The organism is Mesorhizobium sp. 2RAF45, from assembly GCF_052115225.1.
In the GTDB taxonomy this organism is placed as follows: Bacteria; Pseudomonadota; Alphaproteobacteria; order Rhizobiales; family Rhizobiaceae; genus Mesorhizobium; species Mesorhizobium jarvisii.
In genome coordinates this window covers 19,599-41,154 of the sequence record NZ_JBFRGG010000024.1, presented here as the reverse complement: position 1 = coordinate 41,154, position 21,556 = coordinate 19,599, and the positions used below count along the sequence as shown (strand labels likewise).

General features: G+C 63.8%; 13 protein-coding genes and 1 pseudogene. 7 read left to right on the top strand and 7 right to left on the bottom strand.

Going from position 1 to position 21,556, the window contains the following annotated elements; all coding sequences use genetic code 11:
• Positions 1-199 precede the first annotated feature (199 nt).
• Together AB4Z43_RS32640 and AB4Z43_RS32635 are read left to right on the top strand one after the other, a co-directional pair.
• Positions 200-6,613: a kinesin gene (locus tag AB4Z43_RS32640; protein ID WP_441940826.1), complete on the top strand. Its 6,414-nt coding sequence runs from the start codon at positions 200-202 to the stop codon at positions 6,611-6,613.
• 101 nt (positions 6,614-6,714) lie between these two features.
• Positions 6,715-7,330 (top strand): annotated as a pseudogene (locus AB4Z43_RS32635) (exonuclease).
• Between the two features lie 25 nt (positions 7,331-7,355).
• On the opposite strand, the gene AB4Z43_RS32630 reads toward AB4Z43_RS32635, so the two are convergent.
• The 4 genes from AB4Z43_RS32630 to AB4Z43_RS32615 are packed head-to-tail and all read right to left on the bottom strand — an operon-like array spanning position 7,356 to position 11,433.
• A complete protein-coding gene (locus AB4Z43_RS32630; protein ID WP_051112898.1) occupies positions 7,356-8,006 on the bottom strand; it encodes an ABC-type transport auxiliary lipoprotein family protein in 651 nt (216 codons plus the stop codon).
• A 37-nt stretch (positions 8,007-8,043) separates the two neighbouring features.
• The gene (locus AB4Z43_RS32625) at positions 8,044-9,417 is read right to left on the bottom strand and encodes an MlaD family protein (protein ID WP_064985683.1); all 1,374 of its coding nucleotides are present in this window, start codon (positions 9,415-9,417) and stop codon (positions 8,044-8,046) included.
• A 14-nt stretch (positions 9,418-9,431) separates the two neighbouring features.
• A complete protein-coding gene (locus AB4Z43_RS32620) occupies positions 9,432-10,241 on the bottom strand; it encodes an ABC transporter ATP-binding protein (protein WP_019858346.1) in 810 nt (269 codons plus the stop codon).
• A 4-nt stretch (positions 10,242-10,245) separates the two neighbouring features.
• Positions 10,246-11,433 (bottom strand): ABC transporter permease, encoded by a 1,188-nt coding sequence (locus tag AB4Z43_RS32615; RefSeq protein WP_064985684.1) that lies wholly within the window; start codon positions 11,431-11,433, stop codon positions 10,246-10,248.
• A gap of 77 nt (positions 11,434-11,510) precedes the next feature.
• On the opposite strand from AB4Z43_RS32615, the gene dgcA reads away from it, so the two are divergent.
• Entirely contained in the window at positions 11,511-12,494 is a 984-nt protein-coding gene (gene dgcA / locus AB4Z43_RS32610) for an N-acetyl-D-Glu racemase DgcA (RefSeq protein ID WP_064985686.1), read from the top strand.
• On the opposite strand, the gene AB4Z43_RS32605 is transcribed toward dgcA, so the two are convergent.
• Complete coding sequence (locus tag AB4Z43_RS32605; protein WP_064985688.1) at positions 12,414-13,679, bottom strand: MFS transporter; 1,266 nt, start codon at positions 13,677-13,679, stop codon at positions 12,414-12,416. The two genes, dgcA and AB4Z43_RS32605, sit on opposite strands and share 81 nt — an antisense overlap.
• A gap of 125 nt (positions 13,680-13,804) precedes the next feature.
• Positions 13,805-14,587, bottom strand: a complete 783-nt coding sequence (locus AB4Z43_RS32600) for a UDP-2,3-diacylglucosamine diphosphatase (RefSeq protein WP_064985689.1) — start codon at positions 14,585-14,587, stop codon at positions 13,805-13,807.
• A gap of 152 nt (positions 14,588-14,739) precedes the next feature.
• Between AB4Z43_RS32600 and AB4Z43_RS32595 the strand changes: the two genes are divergently transcribed.
• The 4 genes from AB4Z43_RS32595 (at position 14,740) to AB4Z43_RS32580 (ending at position 20,170) form a co-directional block, all read left to right on the top strand.
• Positions 14,740-15,519, top strand: a complete 780-nt coding sequence (locus AB4Z43_RS32595) for an SDR family oxidoreductase (protein ID WP_064985692.1) — start codon at positions 14,740-14,742, stop codon at positions 15,517-15,519.
• Between the two features lie 176 nt (positions 15,520-15,695).
• Complete coding sequence (locus tag AB4Z43_RS32590) at positions 15,696-18,020, top strand: NADP-dependent malic enzyme (protein ID WP_038646993.1); 2,325 nt, start codon at positions 15,696-15,698, stop codon at positions 18,018-18,020.
• A 194-nt stretch (positions 18,021-18,214) separates the two neighbouring features.
• Positions 18,215-18,895: an outer membrane protein gene (locus tag AB4Z43_RS32585; RefSeq protein ID WP_019858353.1), complete on the top strand. Its 681-nt coding sequence runs from the start codon at positions 18,215-18,217 to the stop codon at positions 18,893-18,895.
• Positions 18,896-18,967: 72 nt separating this feature from the next.
• Complete coding sequence (locus tag AB4Z43_RS32580) at positions 18,968-20,170, top strand: DUF2865 domain-containing protein (protein ID WP_441940821.1); 1,203 nt, start codon at positions 18,968-18,970, stop codon at positions 20,168-20,170.
• Here AB4Z43_RS32580 and AB4Z43_RS32575 read toward each other — a convergent pair.
• Positions 20,088-21,461, bottom strand: a complete 1,374-nt coding sequence (locus AB4Z43_RS32575; RefSeq protein WP_019858355.1) for a glutamate--tRNA ligase — start codon at positions 21,459-21,461, stop codon at positions 20,088-20,090. The genes AB4Z43_RS32580 and AB4Z43_RS32575 overlap by 83 nt on opposite strands.
• Between the last annotated feature and the right edge of the window lie 95 nt (positions 21,462-21,556).

Below are 21,556 nucleotides of genomic sequence, written 5' to 3'. Positions count from 1 at the left end.
GGAAAAATGTTGCGAAAACGGCGCCCGGATCACGGTTGCGTTAACCTTATATTTAAAGTTTTACGTATCCCGCGGAATGCATGTTTTCTTTACCCCCCTGTGTCATTACGATACGAAGGTCCATTTTCAGCCTCCTGCGCGGGGGTACGACAAAAGACAATTATAAGCCCCGCGGCAGCTAGTACAGGGTAGCGAAGGCATGGCAAAGAAACCAACGACGACGACGAGAAATCTCGACAGCGACGTGGCCAGGGAACTGGAAAAAGCGCTCGATCTCGACCTCAGCGGCGATATCGGCAGCGGCGATCTCGATATCGCGGCTTCGATGGAAGATCTGGAAGCGCAGATATCCCAGGCCGCCGACGAGCTGGCACGCGAGGGACGCAACCAGAAGCCGGCAGCCGCCGCCAATCAGGCTCCCATTGCCAATCAGCCCGCGAATCCCGCGCCGAAGGCCAAGCCGGCCGAACTGCGCCCCGTTGAGACACGCAATGGCAATGGCAATGGCACCCAGTCCACGACGGGCTTCGCGCCGGCCAATGATGATCGTCAGAAGGATTACAAGACCCTCCTGCACGGCCTCAACAGGCGCGCCTCCAACACCGTCTACTGGATTGTTGCCTTTGTCTCGCTCGCCTGGATCGCCGGCGCCGGCGGGCTCGCCAACCTGCTGTTCGGACCGAGCATCTGGAGGATCCGCACACTCGACCAGTTCCTTGCCCGTCCCGAGCTGATTGGCCTCGCCGTCGCGGCGATCGTGCCGATCATCCTGTTCTGGGCTTTCGCAGCCATGATTCGCCGCGCCCAGGACATGCGCATTGCCGCCCAGTCGATGACGGAAGTGGCCTTCCGCCTGACCGAGCCGGAAAACATGGCGCAGGATCGCGTCATGATGATCGGCCAGGCCGTTCGCCGCGAGGTGGCGGCAATGGGCGAAGGCATCGAACGCACGCTTGCCCGCGCCGTGGAGCTGGAAACGCTGGTCCACAGCGAAGTCAACCAGATCGAGCGCTCCTATTCGGAAAACGAAACCCGCATCCGTTCGCTCGTCGACGGGCTTGGCAGCGAGCGCGAGGCAGTCGTCACCCATGCCGAGCGCGTCCGTGCCTCGATCGCCGGTGCGCATGAAACGCTCAGGGATGAAATCGGCTCCGCCAGCGACATCATACGCGACTCGATCCTCAATGCGTCGACCAAGCTGTCGATGACGATCACCAATTCCGGCGACACGCTCATCGACCGCATCAATGAAAGTTCGATGTCGATCTTCGATTCGGTGGAAGGCCGGCTCGACACCATCACCGACAAGCTTTCGACCTCCGGCGAGGCCTTCGCCAGCCTGCTCGACACGCGCATCGCCAAGCTGACGGATACGACGGACGGCCTGACCCGGTCGCTGACCGATCTGCTCGACGATCGCACCACCGGCATGGTTTCGCTGCTCGGCGGCGCCGCGCGCACCCTTAATTCGGAATTCGAAGCCAGTCTCAACGGCATCGAACGTACGCTGGCCGAACGCGGCCAGGCCCTGATCAGCGAATTCCAGACCCGCGCCGAAGCGCTCGACACCGGCACGCAGAAGCTCAACGCCGCGCTCGAGGCCCGCGCCCGGCAGATCAACGAGACGCTGGTCGAGCGCGCCCGCGAAATCGCCCACACCTTCGCCGAGAGCAAGGATACGCTGGCCGCGATGATCGATCAGGGCAAGACCCAGATCGGCGCCGACATGGCTGACATCGTCACCTCGACGTCGAGCATGCTGGAGGCTCGCGCCAGCGATTTTGCCGGTCGCATGGAAGCGGCGCGTCATGTCGTCTCGCGTTCCTTCGATAGCGACATCCAGCGGCTCGCCGACGCCCGTGTCGGCATTGAGGAAGCCGTCGAAAACCACAGCCGCAAGCTGTCCGAAAGCCGCGACCGCATGGCGGCCGCCATGCAGGCGGACCTGGAGAAATTCGCCGAAAGCCGCGACGGCATCGATGCCGCGGTGACCAACCAGGTGCAGAAGCTGGCCGAAGGCCGCAGCCTGATCGCGCGCGCCCTCGAAGAGGATCTGCGCAAGGTCAACGAATCGCGCGCCGCCATCGACGCGTCGCTCGGCAGCCACCTCGAAAGGCTGGAAGAAGGCCGCAACCGGCTTTCGCTAGCTCTCAACGAAGACTCCGGAAAACTCGTGCAAGCGCGCACGATCATTGATGAAATGGTCGCCGGTCATGTTGGAAAACTCGCCGAGGGCCGCAACATTCTGTCGCGCGCCCTGGAAGCCGACCTCGGCAAACTGTCCGACAGCCGCGCCAGCATTGACGGGCTGGTTGCCGGTCAGGTCGAGAAGATCGCCGAAGGCCGTGCGGTGCTCGCCAAGGCCTTGGAAAACGATATTGCCGGCATTAAGAGCCTGATCGAGGTGCATTCGGCAAAGCTCGTGGAAGACCGTAGCCAACTCGGCCGTTCGCTCGAGGACGATCTATCTGGCATCAGGGGCTTGCTTGACGATCACTCGGTCAAGCTCGCCAACGACCGCAGCCTGCTGTCGCAGACGCTGGAAGCCGACCTTGCCAAGCTGGCCGAAAGCCGCTCGAGCATTGACGGCCTCGTCGCCGGTCAGGTCGAGAAGCTGGCCGAGGGCCGCGACATTCTCAAGCGCGCGCTGGAATCGGACCTCAGCACCATCAAGGGTGTCATATCGAGCCAGTCGGAAAGGCTGGCGGAGGATCGCGGACAGCTTTCGCGGGTCCTCGAAGCCGACTTGCAGAATGTGAACAGCGTCATCGCCGACCACATGAACAGGCTCGTTCAGGATCGTTCGACCTTGTCGAAGGCTCTCGAGGACGACCTCGCGAAGCTGGCCGACAGCCGCTCCAGCATCGACGGGCTGGTCGCAGGTCAGGTCGAGAAGCTTGCCGAAGGCCGCGACATTCTCAAGCGCGCCCTCGAAGCCGACCTCAACACCATCAAGAACACCGTTGCCGACCAGTCGCAGAAGCTGGTCGACGACCGCGCCCAGTTCGCCAGGGCGCTCGAAGCCGATCTCGAAAGTGTCAACAGCCTCGTCAACAGCCATTCCGAGCGGCTCGTCCAGGATCGTTCGACCCTGTCGAAGGCGCTGGAAGTCGACCTTGATAGCGTCAACACCCTCGTCAACAGCCATGCCGAGCGGCTCGTCCAGGACCGTTCGACGCTGTCGAAGGCGCTGGAAGCCGACCTCGAGAGCGTCAGCGGCCTGGTCAGCAGCCATGCCGACAGGCTTGTCCAGGAACGCTCGACCCTGTCCAAGGCGCTCGAGGACGATCTTGCCAAGCTGGCCGAGAGCCGTTCGAGCATCGACGGCCTGGTCGCCGGCCAGGTCGAGAAACTGGCCGAAGGCCGCGACGTTCTCAGGCGCGCCCTCGAAGCCGATCTCGCCAAGCTCGCCGAAAGCCGCTCCAGCATCGACGGGCTGGTGGCCGGCCAGGTTGAGAAGCTCGCCGAAGGCCGCGACATTCTCAAGCGCGCCCTCGAGGCCGACCTGCAGAGGCTGAGCGAAAGCCGCGGCGATATCGACGGCGTCATCGCCGGCCATGTCGGCAGGCTGGCCGAAGGCCGCGACATGCTGAGCCGCGCGCTGGAAGACGATCTCGGCAAGCTCGCCGAGACCCGCAAGGACGTCGACCGCTCGCTGTCCGGTCATATCGACCAGATCGCCGCCAGAAGCACCGACATTTCGGCCGCGATCGCCGCCGATGTGGAGAAGATCGAGCAGGCGTTCAGCCGTCAGACCGGCATCATCGAGGAACGCGCCGGAACCATGGAGCGCGCGCTCTCGACCGGCGTCGACAATGTCCGCAGCGTGCTCGAAAAGAGCGCGGTCTTCGTCGCCGGCGCCCTGCGCGAAAAGGTCCTGGAAGTCACCAGCGCGCTGCATGAGCAGGCCGGTGCAGCCTTCAGCGACGCCGACCGCAAGATCGCCGAGCGCGCCGAACAGACGTCCGCCGCCCTTTTGGCGCGGGCCGAAGACATCGCCCGTACCTTCGAGGAAGCCGACCGTCGCCTCCACGCCCGTGCGGAAGATACGTCCAACGCCTTGCTCGCTCGCGCCGACGACACCTCCAGCTCGCTGCTGGCCCGTGCCCACGAAACCGCCGATCAGCTGGCCGCCCGCGCCGGCGAGATCGCCGGCACCTTCGAGTTGGCGGACCAGAAGCTCGCCGCCCGCGCCCAGGAAACGGCCGACCAGCTGGCTGCCCGGGCCCAGGATACCGCGGATCATCTGGCGGCCCGCGCAAGCGAGATTGCCGGCACCTTCGACGCAGCCGACCAGAAACTGGTCGCCCGCGCCGTCGAGACGGCACAATCGCTGGCCGCCCGCGCCGGTGACATCCTGCGCAACTTCGAAAGCGCCGACCAGCGGCTCGGCATGCGCATCGGCGAATCCGCCGAGGCTCTCGCCGCCCGTGCAACCGACCTTGGCCGCATTTTCGATGCCGCCGATCAGCAACTGGTCTCGCGCATCGCCGAGGGCTCGGATGCTCTGTCCAGCCGTGCGTCCGAGATCGGCCGCATCTTCGACGAGGCCGACCAGCGCCTGGTCTCGCGCATCGCCGACAGCTCTTCGACGATCGGCGAGCATGCGCAGACCATCGTCGGGGCTTTCGCCAGCACCGAGCAGAAGGTCGCCGATCGTGCGCGCCAGACCGGCCAGGAACTGGCCGTGCACGCCCGCGAAATCGAGCAGGCACTTGCCGGCGCCGACGAGCGTCTTGCGTCGACCGCGGCGGCCGCGGCCGCCCGTGTCGAGGAGCAGATCGCCAGCGTCGAGAACCGCCTCGCCCACACCACCGAAACGATAGGCCAGAGGCTCAACGAGCAGGTGTCGAGCGCCGAGGCACAGCTCGTTTCGCGCGCCAATGTGATCGCCGAGACCTTCACTGCTGTTGGCCAGCATATCGGCCAGAGCACCAACGACGCCGCCAAGACGATCGGCGCCAACACCCGCGAACTCAACACCATGCTCGCGGCGCGGTCGGCCGAAATGTCGAAGATCCTCGACGAAACCGCGCGGCCTTTAGTCGAGCGCTTCGCCCAGGGCGGCTCGGAACTGCAAAAAAGCATGGAAGAGGTCACCGAACGCGCGACCGAGAAGCTGCGCAGCGAAAATGCTGCCCTGGTCAACGCGCTCGCCAACCGCACCGCCGAGACCTTGTCGGCGGTTGAAGGCGCCCGCTCGTCGCTGTCGGACAGCGTTGCCGATCTCATCGGCCGCATGACTAATTCCAGTTCGCAGCTCGGCCAGCTGATCGAGCAGGCCGCGGTCAATCTCGGCCAGGTCGACGAACGCCTGACCGGCAGCACGCAGAGCTTCGCGGCGACAACCGAAAAAGCGGCGCAGACCTTTGCCAGCTCGGCGCGCCTGGTCGACTCGAACACCACAAGGCTGACGGAACTGTCGTCGTCGACCTTGCGCGAAGTGGCCTCGATCGCCACCAAGTTCGATGAGCACAGCCGCCTGCTGGCCAGCGCCTCGGACCTGTTGAGTTCGGCCCAGAGCAACCTCGAGCACACGCTGGAAAGGCAGTCGTCGCTCGAAGACCTCGCCGTCGGCCTGGTCAAGAAGTCGGAAGACCTCGAAAGGGTCATGCGCTCCTTCGAAAACCTCGTCGGCCAGACGCTGCAGAACGCCGAAGGCAAGACGATGGAGTCGGCCGACAAGATCCGCAACGCCATCACCGACGTGGTCGATTCGGCAACCAAGCGCTTCGCAGATGCTACCGATGAGATGCGGCGCACCGCGAGCTCGATCAAGAGCGAACTCGACCTCACCCGCGCCGAGCTCAAGAAAGGCGTTATCGAGATGCCGGAAGAGGCAAAGGAATCGACCTCTGCCATCCGCCGCGCCGTTTCCGAGCAGATCAACGCCCTGAAGGAGCTTTCGGACATCGTTGCGAAGTCCGGTCGCGGCGGCGGCGACAGCCCGGAGCCACGCAATCTGCGTCCAGCGCCGCAAGCGCCGGCGGCACGCCCTGCCGAACCGCCGCGTCGCGCGCCGGCACCGCAGCCGGAGCTTCGCACGCCCCAGGCGCCGTTGGGCGGTGCAGCACTGCGCGGCACGCTCGATCTAGAGCGTCCGGCAGAGCCGCGCCAGCGTCCTGACGCCGGCGCCCGCACGCCGCAGGGCGGCTGGGTGCGCGACCTGCTGACCGCGGCATCGAACGAGGCGGATCTCAGGCCGGCAGCACCGCCTTCGGCGCCTGCCGAAGCACCGCGCGCGGCCCCTGCCCAGCGCTCGCCGCTGCATGTCGTGGAATCGCTGAACTCGCTGTCCGTCGACATCGCACGGGCCATCGACCACGATGCTTCGATCGAGTTGTGGAACCGCTATCGGCGCGGCGAACGGGACGTGTTCACGCGCCGGCTCTACACGCTGAAGGGCCAGCAGACGTTCGACGAAATCCGCCGCAAGTATCAGGGCGAGGCTGAATTCCGCGCCGCCGTCGATCGTTACTGCGACGACTTCGAAAAACTGCTCAAGGATGTCTCGCGCAACGACCGCGACAACATCATGGCGCAGACCTACCTGACCTCGGACACCGGCAAGGTCTACACCATGCTGGCCCACGCCAGCGGGCGCCTGCACTAACCACGAATTGAACAGGCGGGGCCATGGTCCCGCCTGGCCCTGGCTCCGTCGCGCGCTGAACCATTCACACCTGTCTGACCCTCGCCAAAAGGGTACCAACCGTGAAGACGGCCATCATATTCGACTGCGAGTTTCTCTGCCTTGAGGGGTCGCAACGTCGGTTTTGGTGCGCAGCCCACGATCCCGACCCGGTCATCGCGCAGATTGGCCCGGTCAGGCTCGGTCTCGAAGATGACTTTCCCGCTGCTCGGCACGCACAAGGCCTATATCAGACCGATCGACCGGTTTGGCCGGAGATACGAACTCGATCCGTTCTTCACCAGACTGACCGGCATCACCGAGAAAAACGTCGAGACCGAAGGGGTTGCGCTTGGAGAAGCACTTGCCGGGGTCGATCGCTTTTCCGATGGCGCGCGGTTCTGGTCCTGGGGCAAGGACGAACTGAACATGATGGCCATCAGCTGCTACGTCGCGGGCATTCGGCCGTCCATCCCCGCCACCCGGTTCGACAACGCCGTCAAGCTGCTGATCGCGGCCGGGATGCCGATCGAGGATCTGGCGCACACGCCGAGCAACAAGCTCGCGGACTATTACGGCGTCGAACACCCGCCATTGCAGGGACATGACGCGCTCGACGACGCGCTGTCCGTAACCTACACGCTGCAGCATCTGATGAAGACCGGGAAGCTGCGGCCGGAAGCCTTCGACCGCTTGTAGCTTGAAGCGTCTGGCGGGATTGCGCTCAGATCACCGAATCCGTCCAGCGAACGATCTGCTTGGCGGCATCGCCGAAGGCACTGTCGAGCGCACTGATATAGGCGGGATTGCCGCTGCCCGAAACGGGCGCGGACGCGGTGAAGCTCTTGGAAGCGCGCACCTCGCCGTTGCGATCGTTGAGCAGGCGCACGAACAGGTCGACCTCGGCATGTTCGCCACCGTCCACACTCACTTCGAAGGAACGGATCTCGACGATCACCTGGTAATCGATCGCCAGGCCCTCGCCCGGCTTGCCGACGCCGGCAAAGCTGCCGGAACGCTGGAAGGTCTCCGCTAGCCGCGCCTGCACGATTAGCGGCAGCCGGTCGGCCCATTGCGCGCCCTTCAGATACTGGATCGAGTGGTCGGAGGGCTTGATGACGATGTTCTGGCTGTCCAGCGCCTTGAGCGCCGAGGGCTGGGCGATCAGGATTTGCTTGCGGCTATGGCCATGGGCGTCAACCGACGGCGCCGAAAGCTCGAATGTGTCGAGCGGCGCAGGCTTGCCGCCCAGTACCGCACAGCCGGCAAGCGATAGCGCAAGCAGCGCCGCAGCCGGTGTCAATCCACCTGTTCTCACCCACACCGACTTCACGCGCGATCCCCGTTGTCCCCGGATCGTAAGATCAACCCGCATCCGCAACTCATGTTCTTGGGGCGAGGAGGCGCCGAAGTCAACGCCGCGCCCTGCCGTCGAATTGCCGAACCTCGCCGTCGCCACCCGAAAGAATGCGCTGCGGATTGCGGCTGAGATCCGTGACTGCTTCCTCGATGCGCGTGATCGAGCGGCGGCTGTCCTGCACCAGCGCCTCGACATTCGACAGGCCTTGGCCCGAGAAGCGCGCCAGATTGTCGGTGATGACGCCAAGTCGCGCATTCAGCGTATCGGCAACCTGCTTGAACGACTTCAGCGTATCCCTGGCGTCGGCCATCACGCCGTCCGCCTGCCCCGAGCCGAGCAAGGTATCGACCCTGGCGAGGATGCCGTCGACGCGTACCGAGGCGTCGTTGAGCCGCTGCGCCAATTGCTTGGCATCCTTGATCGTCTGGTCGATGTCATCGGCGCGGTTGGCGAACTTGTCGGTCACCACGGCAATGTCGGCAGCGGCCTTGTTGGCGTTTTCGCTGGCCTTCTGGATGTTGGCCAAAGCCTCACGCACCTGCGCCGGGTCGACACCCTCGAGCACGCCGTCGACCTTGGCCAGCGTGCCTTGCGTCTGCTTGGCGAAATCATTGACGGACCCGACCGCCGTGTCGACATTCTTGATCACGCCGTCGAGCTGTTGCGATGTCTGCTTGAGGTTCGCGGTCAACGTATCGACATTGGCGACGATGCTCTTGATCTTGTCCCTATCGACGGCATTGAGCAGGCCTTCCGCCGCCTTCAGCGTGCCGTCGAGCTTGCCGGACACGCCCTTCAGTTCGTCGGACAGCGCGCTGACGCTGGACAGGAACTTGTCGATGCCGTCGGAATTCCTGGCCAGCGCATCGGAGAATGTCTGCGCATTCTGCACGGTCTGCGTCAGCGGCCCCCGAACATCCCTGGTGAAGCCCTCGAGTTCGCTCAGCACCTTGTCGGCGCGGGTGAAGATGTTCTGCGCCGTCTGCAGCAGATTGGTCACGGCGGAAGGGTTGGCGACGATCTCGGCGACCTTGCCTTCCTTCTCGGCCTGGTCGAGGAGTTTCACTTCCTTGGGGTCGGCGCCCTTGAGCTCGATATTGGCCTGCCCGGTGAGGCCGGCAAGCCCGATATCGGCCTGCGTCGACTTGGTGATCGGCGTCAGCCGGTCGATCTCGGTGTCGGCGATGGCGACAGTCGGATTGTCGACGTCGATATAGACGCGCTTGACGTCACCGACCTTGACGCCGTTGAACAACACGAAGCTGCCGCGGCCAAGACCGGAAGCCGAACCAGGGATGCGCACGCGCAGCAGCGTCGTCTCGCCTCTGTCGCCGATCGCCGCCGTCCAGTAAACGAAGCCGAACGCCGCCAGGATCGCAACCAGCGTAAAAATGCCGACAATGACGTAGTTGGCTCTGGTTTCCATTATTTCACTTATGGCTATGCACGTGCGGCAAGATCAAGTTGGCGGGCGCGTTTTCCGCGGAAATAGGATTTTACCCACGGTTCCTCGCTCTTCAGCATGTCGTCGATGGTGCCCTCGACCAATACTTTCTTCTTACCGAGCACCGCCACGTGGTCACAAGCGGTAAACAGCGTATCGAGGTCGTGCGTGACCATATAGACGGTCAGATCCATGGTGTCGCGCAGCTTGACGACAAGTTCGTCGAACTCGGCAGCACTGATGGGATCGAGGCCGGACGTAGGCTCGTCGAGAAAGACGATATCCGGATCGAGCGCCAGGGCGCGCGCAAGTGCTGCGCGCTTGATCATGCCGCCGGAGAGTTCGGAAGGGAATTTCTGCGCCGCGTCCGGCGGCAGCCCGACCAGCTCGATCTTGAGCAGCGCCAGCTCGTCCATCAGCTTCCTTGGCAGGTCGAGATATTCGCGCATCGGCACCTGCACGTTCTCCTGCACGGTCAGTGCCGAAAACAGCGCGCCATGCTGGAACAGCACGCCAAGGCGCATGTCGATGCGCAGGCGCTCGATATCGCTTGCCTTGTCGACGTCGACACCAAACAGCTTGATCGTTCCCGACTGCTTGCGCATCAGCCCGAGAATGGTCCGCAAAAGGACGGACTTGCCGGCGCCCGAAGCGCCGACGAACCCCAGGATCTCGCCGCGCTTGATGTCGAGCGAAAGCTTGTCGAGGATCAGTTTGTCGTCGATGGCAACGGTGACGTCGCGCACCGAAAGGACGATCTCGTTCTCGTCCTTTTCCTCCACCTTGATGCCATTGCCCTTCGCCATGGTGTCAGAACTCGATGGCTGCGTAGAACATGGCGAAAAGCCCATCGAGGATGATGACGACGAAGATCGACTTCACCACGGAGGCGGTCACGTGCTGGCCGAGCGATTCGGCGCTACCGCCGACCTTCATGCCTTCGACCGAGGCGATCGTGCCGATGATCATGGCCATGAACGGCGCCTTGATCAGCCCAGCGAAAATCGTGCTGAGATCGATGGCGACACGCAAGCGGTCGATGAACGCGGCGGGTGGGATATCGGAGTAGAGCCACGCCGCGACGATGCCGCCTCCGAGTGCGGCAAAATTGGCGATGATCGTCAGGCACGGCAAGGCGATCACCAGCGCAACCAGCCGCGGAAAGACCAGGACCCCTATCGGATTGAGACCGATGACCTTCAGCGCGTCGACCTCCTCGCGCATCTTCATCGAGCCGATCTCGGCGGTGATCGCGCTGCCGGAGCGGCCGGCGATCATGATTGCCGTCATCAGCACGCCGAGTTCGCGCAGGATCAGCACGCCGACGAGGTCGACGACGAAGATATCGGCGCCGAAATAGCTGAGCTGGTAGGCGCCTTGCTGGGCAACGATGGCGCCGACGATCGCCGACATCAGCACCACCACAGGAATGGCGCCGACGCCCATGCGGTCGATCTGGTTGAAGATCGCCGCCGGGTTGACGGCATGGCCACGGCCGAGCTTCATCTGCGCACCGCGGATGGTGGCGCCCAGAATATTCATCGAGGCGAAGAAATCGTCGCGCATCTCGTAGACGCGCCGGCCAACCGCCTCCAGCGCCCGAATGACGATGTTGGGCGGCCGCGCCGGGCCGGATTCGGGTTCGCGCCGCACAGCCTCGCCGACCGCGTCGAGCAGGATGGCGGCGATCTCGCTTTGGCCTTGCATCCGGACCTCGACGTTCTTCTTCTCGAAGGCGCTGACCAGCCGGTCGATCAGCCAGGCGCCGGCGGTATCGATCTTCTCGATTTTCGAAAGATCGAGCGCCAAGGTCTTGAAACCGTTTCGTTTCTCGATCTTGCGCATGTCGGCGTCGATCAGCGCCACCGTCCGTGTCGTCCAGATTCCGGAGAACGCGCAGCCGAGCACGCCACCCTCCTCGCCGACCGCGACGCGCGGTTGGTGGTCAGCCTCCGAGGCGGTGGTGCCGCTTGCGTCGCGCTTGCCGATGGTCAACATGGCGTCCTGTTTAGCCTGATGGGTCCGACCTTGTCGATTTGCCGACAACCCTTCTGGCACAGCCGGAGCAGAAAAATATGGCGCGTGTCATTTCGGTTGAGGCCGAGCGTTTTCCAATCGCCGGCACCTTCACCATTTCGCGCGGCTCCAAGACCGAGGCCGAGGTCATCACATGCACGATCAGCCAGGATGGTCATAGCGGGCGCGGCGAGTGCGTTCCCTACAAGCGCTATGGGGAAACCATGGACGGCGTACACGCCGCGATTGAGGCAATGCGCGAGCGGATCGCCGGCGGCATCGACCGGACCGCTTTGCTCGACGCAATGCCGGCGGGAGCCGCCCGCAACGCCGTCGACTGCGCGCTCTGGGACCTTGAAGCCAAGATCAGCGGCAAGCCGGTGGCAAACGCAATCTGGCCCGCACCGCTGCGTCCACTGGAAACCGCCTACACACTGTCGCTAGGCGAACCCGAAGCGATGGCGGCACAGGCCCGCGCCAATGCCGGCCGGCCTTTGCTAAAGGTCAAGATCGGCGGCGACAACGACATGGCCAGGATTCGTGCTGTGACGGAAGCAGCGCCTCAGAGCCGAATCATCCTCGATGCCAATGAGGGTTGGACCGACGACAACATCGTCGCAAACCTCGCCTTCGCGGCGGAGCGAGGCATTGCGCTGGTCGAACAGCCCCTGCCCGCTGGCCAGGACCAGATCCTGCGCCACATCGCCCATCCGCTGCCGATCTGCGCCGACGAAAGCGTGCATGAGGCGAAGAACCTGGAAACGCTGGTCGGTCTCTACGATGCCGTCAACATCAAGCTCGACAAGTCGGGCGGACTGACGGCGGCGCTCATGCTGCGCGACCGCGCCCGCGAGCTCAGTTTTGGCATCATGGTCGGCTGCATGGTCGGCACGTCGCTTGCCATGGCGCCGGCGGTGCTGCTCGCCCAGGACGCCGATTTCGTCGACCTCGACGGTCCGCTGCTACTTGCCCGCGACCGTGTTCCGGGTCTCGTCTACCAGGGATCGCTCGTCTCCCCTCCGGACCGGGCGCTTTGGGGCTGAGCGCGCGGCGAACCCGATCAGCACCAGGCCAACGATCGCGATCGGGATCATCACCAGGAAACCATCGACGCCGAGACGGTCATAGAGCGGGCCGGAAGCCAGCGTAACGGCTGCCATGAAGAAGCCGTTGAAGAAATAGGCGATGCCTTGCGCCGCACCCGTGCGCTCTTCGGAGACAGTCTCGGCGATCATTCTCTGCAGACCGATGAGCACCATTGCGACAGACACCGAGTGCAGTGACTGCACGGCGAAGAAGCCGGCGATGCCGAGCCCGAGCGGCCAGACCAGTGGAAAGATGATCCAGCGCACGATGGAGCCGATGCCGGCGATCACCATCACCCTGACGACCGACACGGAAGCGAAAATACGGTTGAAAAACAAGAACATGCAGACTTCGGACACCACGCCCCAGGCCCACAGCAGGCCGACCACGGAATCGCTGATGCCGATCGATTTCCAGTAGATGGAAACGAAACCGTAGAGGAAGGCGTGGCTGGCGGTGATGATGCCGACGCCAAAGGTGAAGTAGAGGAAATAGGCATTGAACAGGCTCGGCGCCGCGTGCTGGATTTCCGCGGCCGACAACGGCGAGGCCTTGCGCGGGCGCCCCATGCGCGGCGCCAGCAGCCCGGCGACGAGCGCCGCGCCAAGGGCAAGGAATATGATCACCGGAACGGCTTGGGGTCCGGTGGCCGCCAGGATGAAGCCGCCCGCGACATTGGCGCAGAGATAACAGATCGATCCCCATTTGCGCATGCTTGCATAGTTCGAGCCGAAGCGGCGCACGCCCGAAAGCGCCAGCGAATCGGCGATCGGCGAATGCGGCGTCCAGACAATGGTCAGCGCCAGCGACACCGCCAGCACCATCGCGTAGGTTGGCGTGAGGAAATAACCCGCCGACAGCAGCAGCGAGGCTGCCACCAGCGCGACATAGACATTGGCACGGTCCCTCGCCCGATCGGCGAGCGTCGTCAGCAGTGGAGTGGTCACCACGCGCAGGAACATTGGCGCGGCCAGGATGACGGCGATCTGTTCGGCGTGAAACCCCTTGGCCTGCAGCCACAGCGGGAAATAGGGCAAATGCGTGCCGAGCGATATGAACAATGTGCCGAAGATCAGGCTCATGCGCAGTTCGAAATGGCGCGGTTTGACGAGCTGTTCTGGCAAAAGCGGCGGCAGGGACATGAATCGATCCAATTACGCCGCGCTCTACCGGCTGACGACGTGGATCGATCCCTTAACATGGCGGAAAACCAGGGGAAACCGGCTGGACCAATCGATTGACGCTTAAAGTTGTCGCGGCCTTCGTGTCAGGCCGCCTGCCCGACCCGATCCTCGATGAGCATCGGGATGAAAGGTTCGTCAAACGACTCCGGCAGCACCTGCGCCCAGGTCAGGATTTCCATCCGGCCATCGAAGTGCTCGACCACGGCCGTGCAGCTTTCCACCCAGTCGCCGGTGTTGATGTAGCGCACGTCATCGAAATTCTCGATCGCGGCATGGTGGATATGGCCGCAAATAACCCCGTCGACATGCGAGCGGCGGGCTTCCTCGGTCAGCACGGTCTGGAACGAGCCGATGAAGTTGACCGCCTTCTTGACCTTGACCTTGGCCCAGGACGAAAACGACCAGTAAGGCAGGCCGAGCAATTGGCGCAGCCGCGTCACCACGCGGTTGACGATCATCGCCGCGTCATAGGCGTGATCGCCGAGATAGGCGAGCCAGCGCTGATTGTGGACGACGGTGTCGAACTGGTCGCCATGGATGACGAGCAGGCGCTTGCCGTCGGCCGTTTCATGGATGGCTCGGTCGGCGACGACGATGCCGCCGAAATGTACGCCCTGGAACTGGCGGGCGAACTCGTCGTGATTGCCGGCGATATAGGTGATGTTGGCGCCCTTGCGCGCCTTGCGCAGCAATTTCTGCACGACGTCATTGTGGCTTTGCGGCCAGTGCCAGCTGCGCCGCAGCCGCCAGCCATCGACGATATCGCCGACCAGATAGATGATGTCGGCGTCATGGTAGCGCAGGAAATCGATCAGGAACTCGGTCTTCGCCGCCTTCGAGCCGAGATGGACGTCGGAAATGAACATGCTTCGGAAAGTGCGGGGCTCTGGGCCTGACATCGCGATTTCACCCTTGCTTTCGCGCAGCCTATGCCCCGATTCATGCAACAACCGTATGACGGTTGCGATTGGTCCAGCCTAAGGACTAGCTTGCCGGCCAAATCACAGGAGAAATCGTCATGGATCTTGGTATCCGCGGAAAGAAGGCTATCGTCTGCGCTTCGAGCAAGGGTCTTGGAAAAGGCTGCGCCATGGCGCTGGCCGAGGCCGGTTGCGATATCGTCGTCAATGGGCGCAACGCCGAACTGGTGGCCAAGACCGCCGCGGAGCTGCGCGCGCGTTACGGCGTGACCGTGACGGAAGTCGTCGGCGACGTCTCGAAGCCGGAAGTGCAGAAGGCGCTGCTTGCCGCCTGTCCGGAGCCCGACATCCTCGTCAACAACAATGGCGGCCCGCCGCTGCGCGATTTCCGCGAACTCGATCGCGCCAAAATCCTCGAAGGCGTGACCCAGAACATGGTGACGCCGATCGAACTGGTGCAGGCCGTCCTCGATGGCATGGCGAAGCGCGGCTTCGGCCGCATCGTCAACATCACCTCGCTGTCGGTCTATGTCCCAATTCCCGGTCTCGACCTGTCGTCGGGCGCGCGCGCCGGCCTGACCTCCTTCCTTGCCGGCGTGGCGCGAACGGTGATCGACCGCAACGTCACCATCAACAGCCTCTTGCCCGGCAAGCTCGACACCGACCGGCTGCGCGGCCCGCATGAGGCCGGCACACCAGAGGATCCGGCGGCTGCCGCCGCGCGCAAGACCCGCATCAGCGCCGATGTCCCGGCCAAGCGGCTCGGAACGCCGGAGGAATTCGGCCAGATCTGCGCCTTTCTCTGCTCGGTCCATGCCGGCTATCTCACGGGCCAGAACATACCGGTCGATGGCGGCCTCTACGTCAGCGCCTTCTGACCTAGAGGTCAGCGAAGCGGCGCGACTCATCTGGCATGAAATGGCCGCAAGCATCTGATATATATTGATTGTCGACGCGCCGCCACTTAATGCTGCCGGCGCGTCAATTAGCGTCGCGAAAAATCTAGGCCGCATGCTAAAAGGACTCCCGACACAGGTTTCGAGGGAGCGGCCGCATGGAAGGCGAGAACAAGAAAACGGCACGTTCGGACCTCGACGAAGCCGCCCTCTACTTCCACAAGCATCCGACGCCGGGAAAGCTCGAGATCCAGGCAACCAAGCCGCTCGGCAACCAGCGCGATCTGGCGCTCGCCTATTCGCCCGGCGTGGCTGCGCCTTGTCTTGAGATCCGCGACAATCCGGCAACCGCTGCCGATTACACGGCGCGCGCGAACCTCGTCGGCGTCGTCTCCAACGGCTCGGCCGTGCTCGGCCTCGGCAATATCGGCCCGCTGGCCTCCAAGCCGGTCATGGAAGGCAAGGCGGTTCTGTTCAAGAAGTTCGCCGGCATCGACGTCTTCGACATCGAGATCGACGCCCCCGAGATCGAGCGCATGGTGGAGACCGTCGCCGCTCTCGAACCCACTTTCGGCGGCATCAATCTCGAGGACATCAAGGCGCCGGAGTGTTTCGAAGTCGAGGAACGGCTGAAAGCTCGCATGAGCATACCGGTGTTCCACGACGACCAGCATGGCACCGCCATCATCGTCGCTGCCGCCGTGCTCAACGGACTGGAATTCGCCGGCAAGACCATCTCGGACATCAAGGTCGTCACCTCCGGTGCGGGTGCGGCCGCCCTTGCCTGCCTGAACCTTCTGGTCTCGCTCGGCGTGCGCATCGAAAACATCTGGGTCACCGATCGTTTCGGCGTCGCCTACAAGGGCCGCACCGAAGAGATGGACCGCTGGAAAGACCCCTATGTGAAGGACACCGAGGCGCGCACGCTGGCCGACGTCATCCCGGGCGCCGATGTCTTCCTCGGCCTTTCGGCCGCCGGCGTGCTGAAGCCGGAACTGCTGCAGCACATGGCGCCAAAGCCTTTGATCCTGGCGCTGGCCAATCCCAATCCCGAGATCATGCCGGAAGTGGCGCGCGCGGCGCGTCCCGATGCGATGATCTGCACCGGCCGCTCCGATTTTCCCAATCAGGTCAACAATGTCCTATGCTTCCCCTACATCTTCCGGGGCGCGCTCGACTGCGGCGCCAGCGCCATCAACGAGGAGATGAAGATGGCTGCCGTGCGGGCCATCGCCGCTCTTGCCCGCGAAGAGCCTTCGGACGTCGCCGCACGCGCCTATTCGGGCGAGACGCCGATCTTCGGGCCCGATTTCCTGATCCCCTCGCCCTTCGACCCCAGGCTGATCCTGCGCATCGCGCCGGCCGTCGCCAAGGCGGCCTGCGACACCGGTGTGGCAACGCGGCCGATCACCGACTTCGCCGCCTATATCGACAAGCTCAATCGCTTCGTCTTCCGCTCCGGCCTGGTGATGAAGCCGGTGTTCTCGTCCGCCAAGGCATCGAGCGCCAAGCGCGTCATCTATGCCGATGGCGAGGACGAGCGCGTGCTGCGCGCCGCCCAGGTGGTGCTCGAGGAAGGCATCGCCGAGCCGATCCTGATCGGCCGTCCGCATGTCATCGAGGTCAGGCTGAAGCGCTACGGGCTGCGCATCAAGCCGGGCGTCGATTTCGGCCTGATCAACCCCGAGGACGATCCGCGCTACCGCCACTATGTCGACCTGCTGATCGAACTCGCCGGCCGGCGCGGCGTCACGACGGAGGCCGCGCGCACCATGGTGCGCACCGACAACACGGTGATCGCGGCACTCGCGCTGAAGCGCGGCGACGCCGACGCCATGGTCTGCGGCCTTGAAGGGCGCTTCGAGCGGCATCTGCGCAACGTGACGCTGATCATCGGGCCGCGCGCGGGCATCAAGGACTATGACCTGTCGACGCTTTCGATGCTCATCTCGCAGCGCGGCATCATCTTCCTCACCGACACCCACGTCTCCGTCGACCCGACGGCCGAGGAGATCGCCGAGATGACCGTGCTGGCGGCCGAGGAAATCCAGCGCTTCGGCATCGAGCCGAAGGCGGCCCTTCTGTCGCATTCGGATTTCGGTTCGCGCGATTCACCAAGCGCGCTCAAGATGCGTCAGGCGGCGGCAATCCTGGCGCGCATCGCGCCGGAGTTGCAGTGCGACGGCGAAATGCATGCCGATTCCGCGCTGTCCGAGCATCTACGCCAGCGCGTCTATCCGCATTCGCGGCTGAAGGGCGAGGCCAATCTGCTGGTGTTCCCCAACCTCGATTCGGCCAACATCACGCTGACGGCGCTGCGCGCCATGATGGATGCGTTGCATGTCGGCCCGATCCTGCTCGGCACCGACATGCCGGCCCACATACTGACGCCCTCGGTCACGTCGCGCGGTGTGGTCAACATGACTGCGCTGGCGGTGGTCGAGGCCGCGCACAAGGCACAGGCCGTCGCCAATCTGGACTAGGCCGAAGCCGGCTTCAGCTGGCTCGGCCTGGTCTTCCGGGCAGCATCCTCACATGCCGGCGACAAGTTGTTGCAAATGGTGGTGTTGCCGATAGGCAACTTGCGATTGTGGAAATTCGGCCTTGGCTGGAAGCAGATTTCGCAGGAAAGGCCGACCTGATATGGTTGCACATCTGATCTGACGGCGAGGACGTCATGAAAGGCTTCTTGCTCGCATCCGCATTGCTGTCGTTGATCGGCGGACAAGCTCTGGCCGCGGACGCCATCGGTTCCGAGCCCGCGACCGTCCATGACTGGTCCGGCGTCTATGTCGGCGGGCAGATCGGCTACGGGTTCGGCAGGACCGACGCGGTTTTCAGTTCGCCCAACACGCCAACGTTTCAGGCAAGCCAGGACTACGACATCGACGGATTCCTGGGTGGTGTTCAAGTCGGCTATAACTACCAGATCAATTCCATGGTTCTCGGCGTCGAAGCCGACATTGCCGGCGCGGACATCAAGGGACACTCGGGCGAAATCAATGTCGGCGTCCGCGGCGATACATACGATACCAAGGTGGACTGGTTTGGAACGCTGCGCGCCAGCGCCGGATATGCGTTCGACAACAGCTTGATCTATGGAACCGGCGGCCTTGCTTACGGAAGCGTTGAAAACCGATACCTTGACGGGCCTTTCAATAGCTTTTCGGAAAAGGGCACCAAAACTGGATGGACTCTCGGCGCAGGATTGGAACAGGCATTTACCGATCATTGGTCGGCGAATGTCGAGTATCTTTATGTCGATCTGCGCGACCAGACCATCGACTACGGCGGCAGCAACACCGAGTTCGATAACAAGTTCAGCACGGTCAAGATCGGCATGAACTACAAGTTCTGACAAGCAGCCGAAATAGACGATTAACCGCGAACGGGGTAGCTTGGCGGGCACGGGCTAGCGGGATTGAGACGGATGACAAGCGGAGGGTCGAAGCGGGCGCATGCTGCCATGCTGCTTGGCCTCCTGCTGTCCGGCGCCACCATCACCGAGTCACAGGCCGCCTCGCGGGTCTGCCGTCAATTGGCGGCCGATCTTGCCGCGGCTTCGCGTGGCGGCGGTGGTGGTCCGGCCATGATCCGCAAATACGATGCCGCGATCGACCGGCAGCGCGAACAGATCTCCAAGGCACGCGACCAGGCGGACAATGCAGGTTGCGGGTTTTCGCTGTTTTCCCGCAACATCAATCGATGCGCCGGGCTCAACGCCACCATCGACCGCATGAACGCCAATCTCGACAGTCTCCAGGCCAAGCGTGCGCAACTCGCCGGTGGCGGCGGCTCGCGTCACGACCGTGGCCGCATCCTGGCTGCGCTCGACGCCAATGGCTGCCGCGACGACACGGTTGCGCCGCGCCGCCCGCCGCTGCAGGAAGCCGACCGCGAAGACGGCAACGCCAACCTGTTCGACCAGCTTTTCGGCGGCGACAACCAGCCGAGCGACACGCCTGACCAGCCGGACGATCCCGGCGAGGAACGCAATGTCCACCGCGTCCTGAACCTGCCCGGCGTTCCAGACGCTCCGGGCACCGGCGGCGAGTTCCACACCACCTGCGTGCGCACCTGCGACGGCTATTTCTTCCCGATGTCGAATGCCGCCTCGGTCGGCGATTTCGAGCGCGACCAGAAGAATTGCCAATCGAGCTGCCCCGGCACCGAGATGCAGGTCTTCTATTCGCGCGGCATGGACGACGATTCAGCCTCGATGACGTCATCGGTCACCGGCAGGCCCTACAGCGATCTGCCGACCGCCTATCTCTACAAGCAGTCCAACATATCGCGGCCGCCGGCCTGCGGCTGCAATGCCGCGCAGAATTTCCAGATCATTGGCGGCAACCCGCCGGCCCCGCATCAGTCGCTGCCGGAAACGGAAGCGGCACCGTTGGTTCCCATGCCGGCCTCCAAGCCCGATCCGGGCACCGACCCGGAAACCCTGGCCAACAGGGACGGCGGGCTCGACCGCGACGCCATCAAGCGGCTTTCCGCCAAGCCGGTGACGTCGCCGGTATCCGCCTTGCCGCCGGAGCAGCGTAAGGTCAGGGTCGTCGGGCCAACGTTCCTTCCCGACCCATCAGCGGCAATAAATCTGCAAGCTCCGGCCCCGAAGGCAGTCCAGTAAGGGCAAGCCTCAGTGGCATGAACAGCCCCTTGCCCTTGCGCCCTGTCGCTTCCCTGATCTTGCCGGTCCAGTCCTTCCAGACCGCTCCGTTCCAGGGCTCTTCGGGCAGGACTTCGAAGGCCTGTCCGAGGAAGTCACGATCGTCGTCCGAGAATTCCGGTCTGTCCTGCGGCCCCTCGCGCAGGATTCGCCACCAGCCCACCGCATCGGCCAGCCGGTCGAGATTGCCGCGCACCGCCAGCCAGAACGGCTCGGCCTGTTCGCCGGAGATGCCAAGCACCATCAGCCTGTCGCGCGCCTCGTCGAACGGCATATGGTGCATCAGCGCGCGGTTGAGCACGAACAGTTCGTCCGGATCGAACTTGGCCGATGATTTCGAGGTCGCGGCCGGATCGAAACGGCCGGCGAGTTCGGCGAGGTCATGCGCGGCCGCGACATTCTCCGAGGTGCCGACCAGAACGGCGAGCGACGCGACGGCCATAGGCTCGATGCCATCCTCGCGCAGGCTTTCGATGGAGAGTGCCCCGGTGCGCTTAGACAGCCCCTCGCCCGAGACGGTGGTCAAGAGATTGTGGTGGCCGAAGACAGGCGGCTCGGCGTCCAGCGCCTTGAACAGGGCAATCTGCACGCCGGTGTTGGTCACATGGTCGTCGCCGCGGATGACGTGGCTGACACCCATCTCGATGTCGTCGACGACGGACGGCAACGTGTAGAGATAGGTGCCGTCCTCGCGCACCAGCACTGGATCCGAGAGCGAAGCCAGATCGACCGTTTCCTGGCCACGCACCAGATCGTTCCAATGAACCTCGGTGCGTTCGGGCTGCAGCGGGTCGCTGGTAAAATTGGGCAGCAGGAAGCGCCAGTGCGGCCGGCGCCCGTCGGCCTGGTATTCGGCCACCTGCTCCTGCGTCAGCGCCAGGGCCTCGCGGCCATAGACCGGCGGCAGGCCGCGCGTGCGGCGCACCTTGCGCCGAAGATCGAGTTCTTCCGGTGTTTCGTAGCAGGCATAGAGAACGCCCGCTGCCTTCAGCCGCTCGACCGCCGCGTCATAGACCTCGAAGCGCCGCGACTGATATTCGGTAGCATCGGGAAAAACGCCCAGCCAATGCAGGTCGTAGAGGATGGCGTCGGCGAATTCCTGCTTCGAACGGCCAATGTCGGTGTCGTCGAAGCGCTGGATGAAGCGGCCCTTGTTGTTCAGGGCAAACAGCCAATTGAACAGAGCGGTGCGCGCATTGCCGATATGGATGCGGCCGGTCGGTGACGGGGCGAAACGAACGGTAACTGTCATGAGCGGGGCGTACCGGATGCCTTTGTGATTGACAAGATGCGCCCCCGCGCTGGTCGGCACACATAGAACATGATGCGCGCGATGAAAAGACTAGG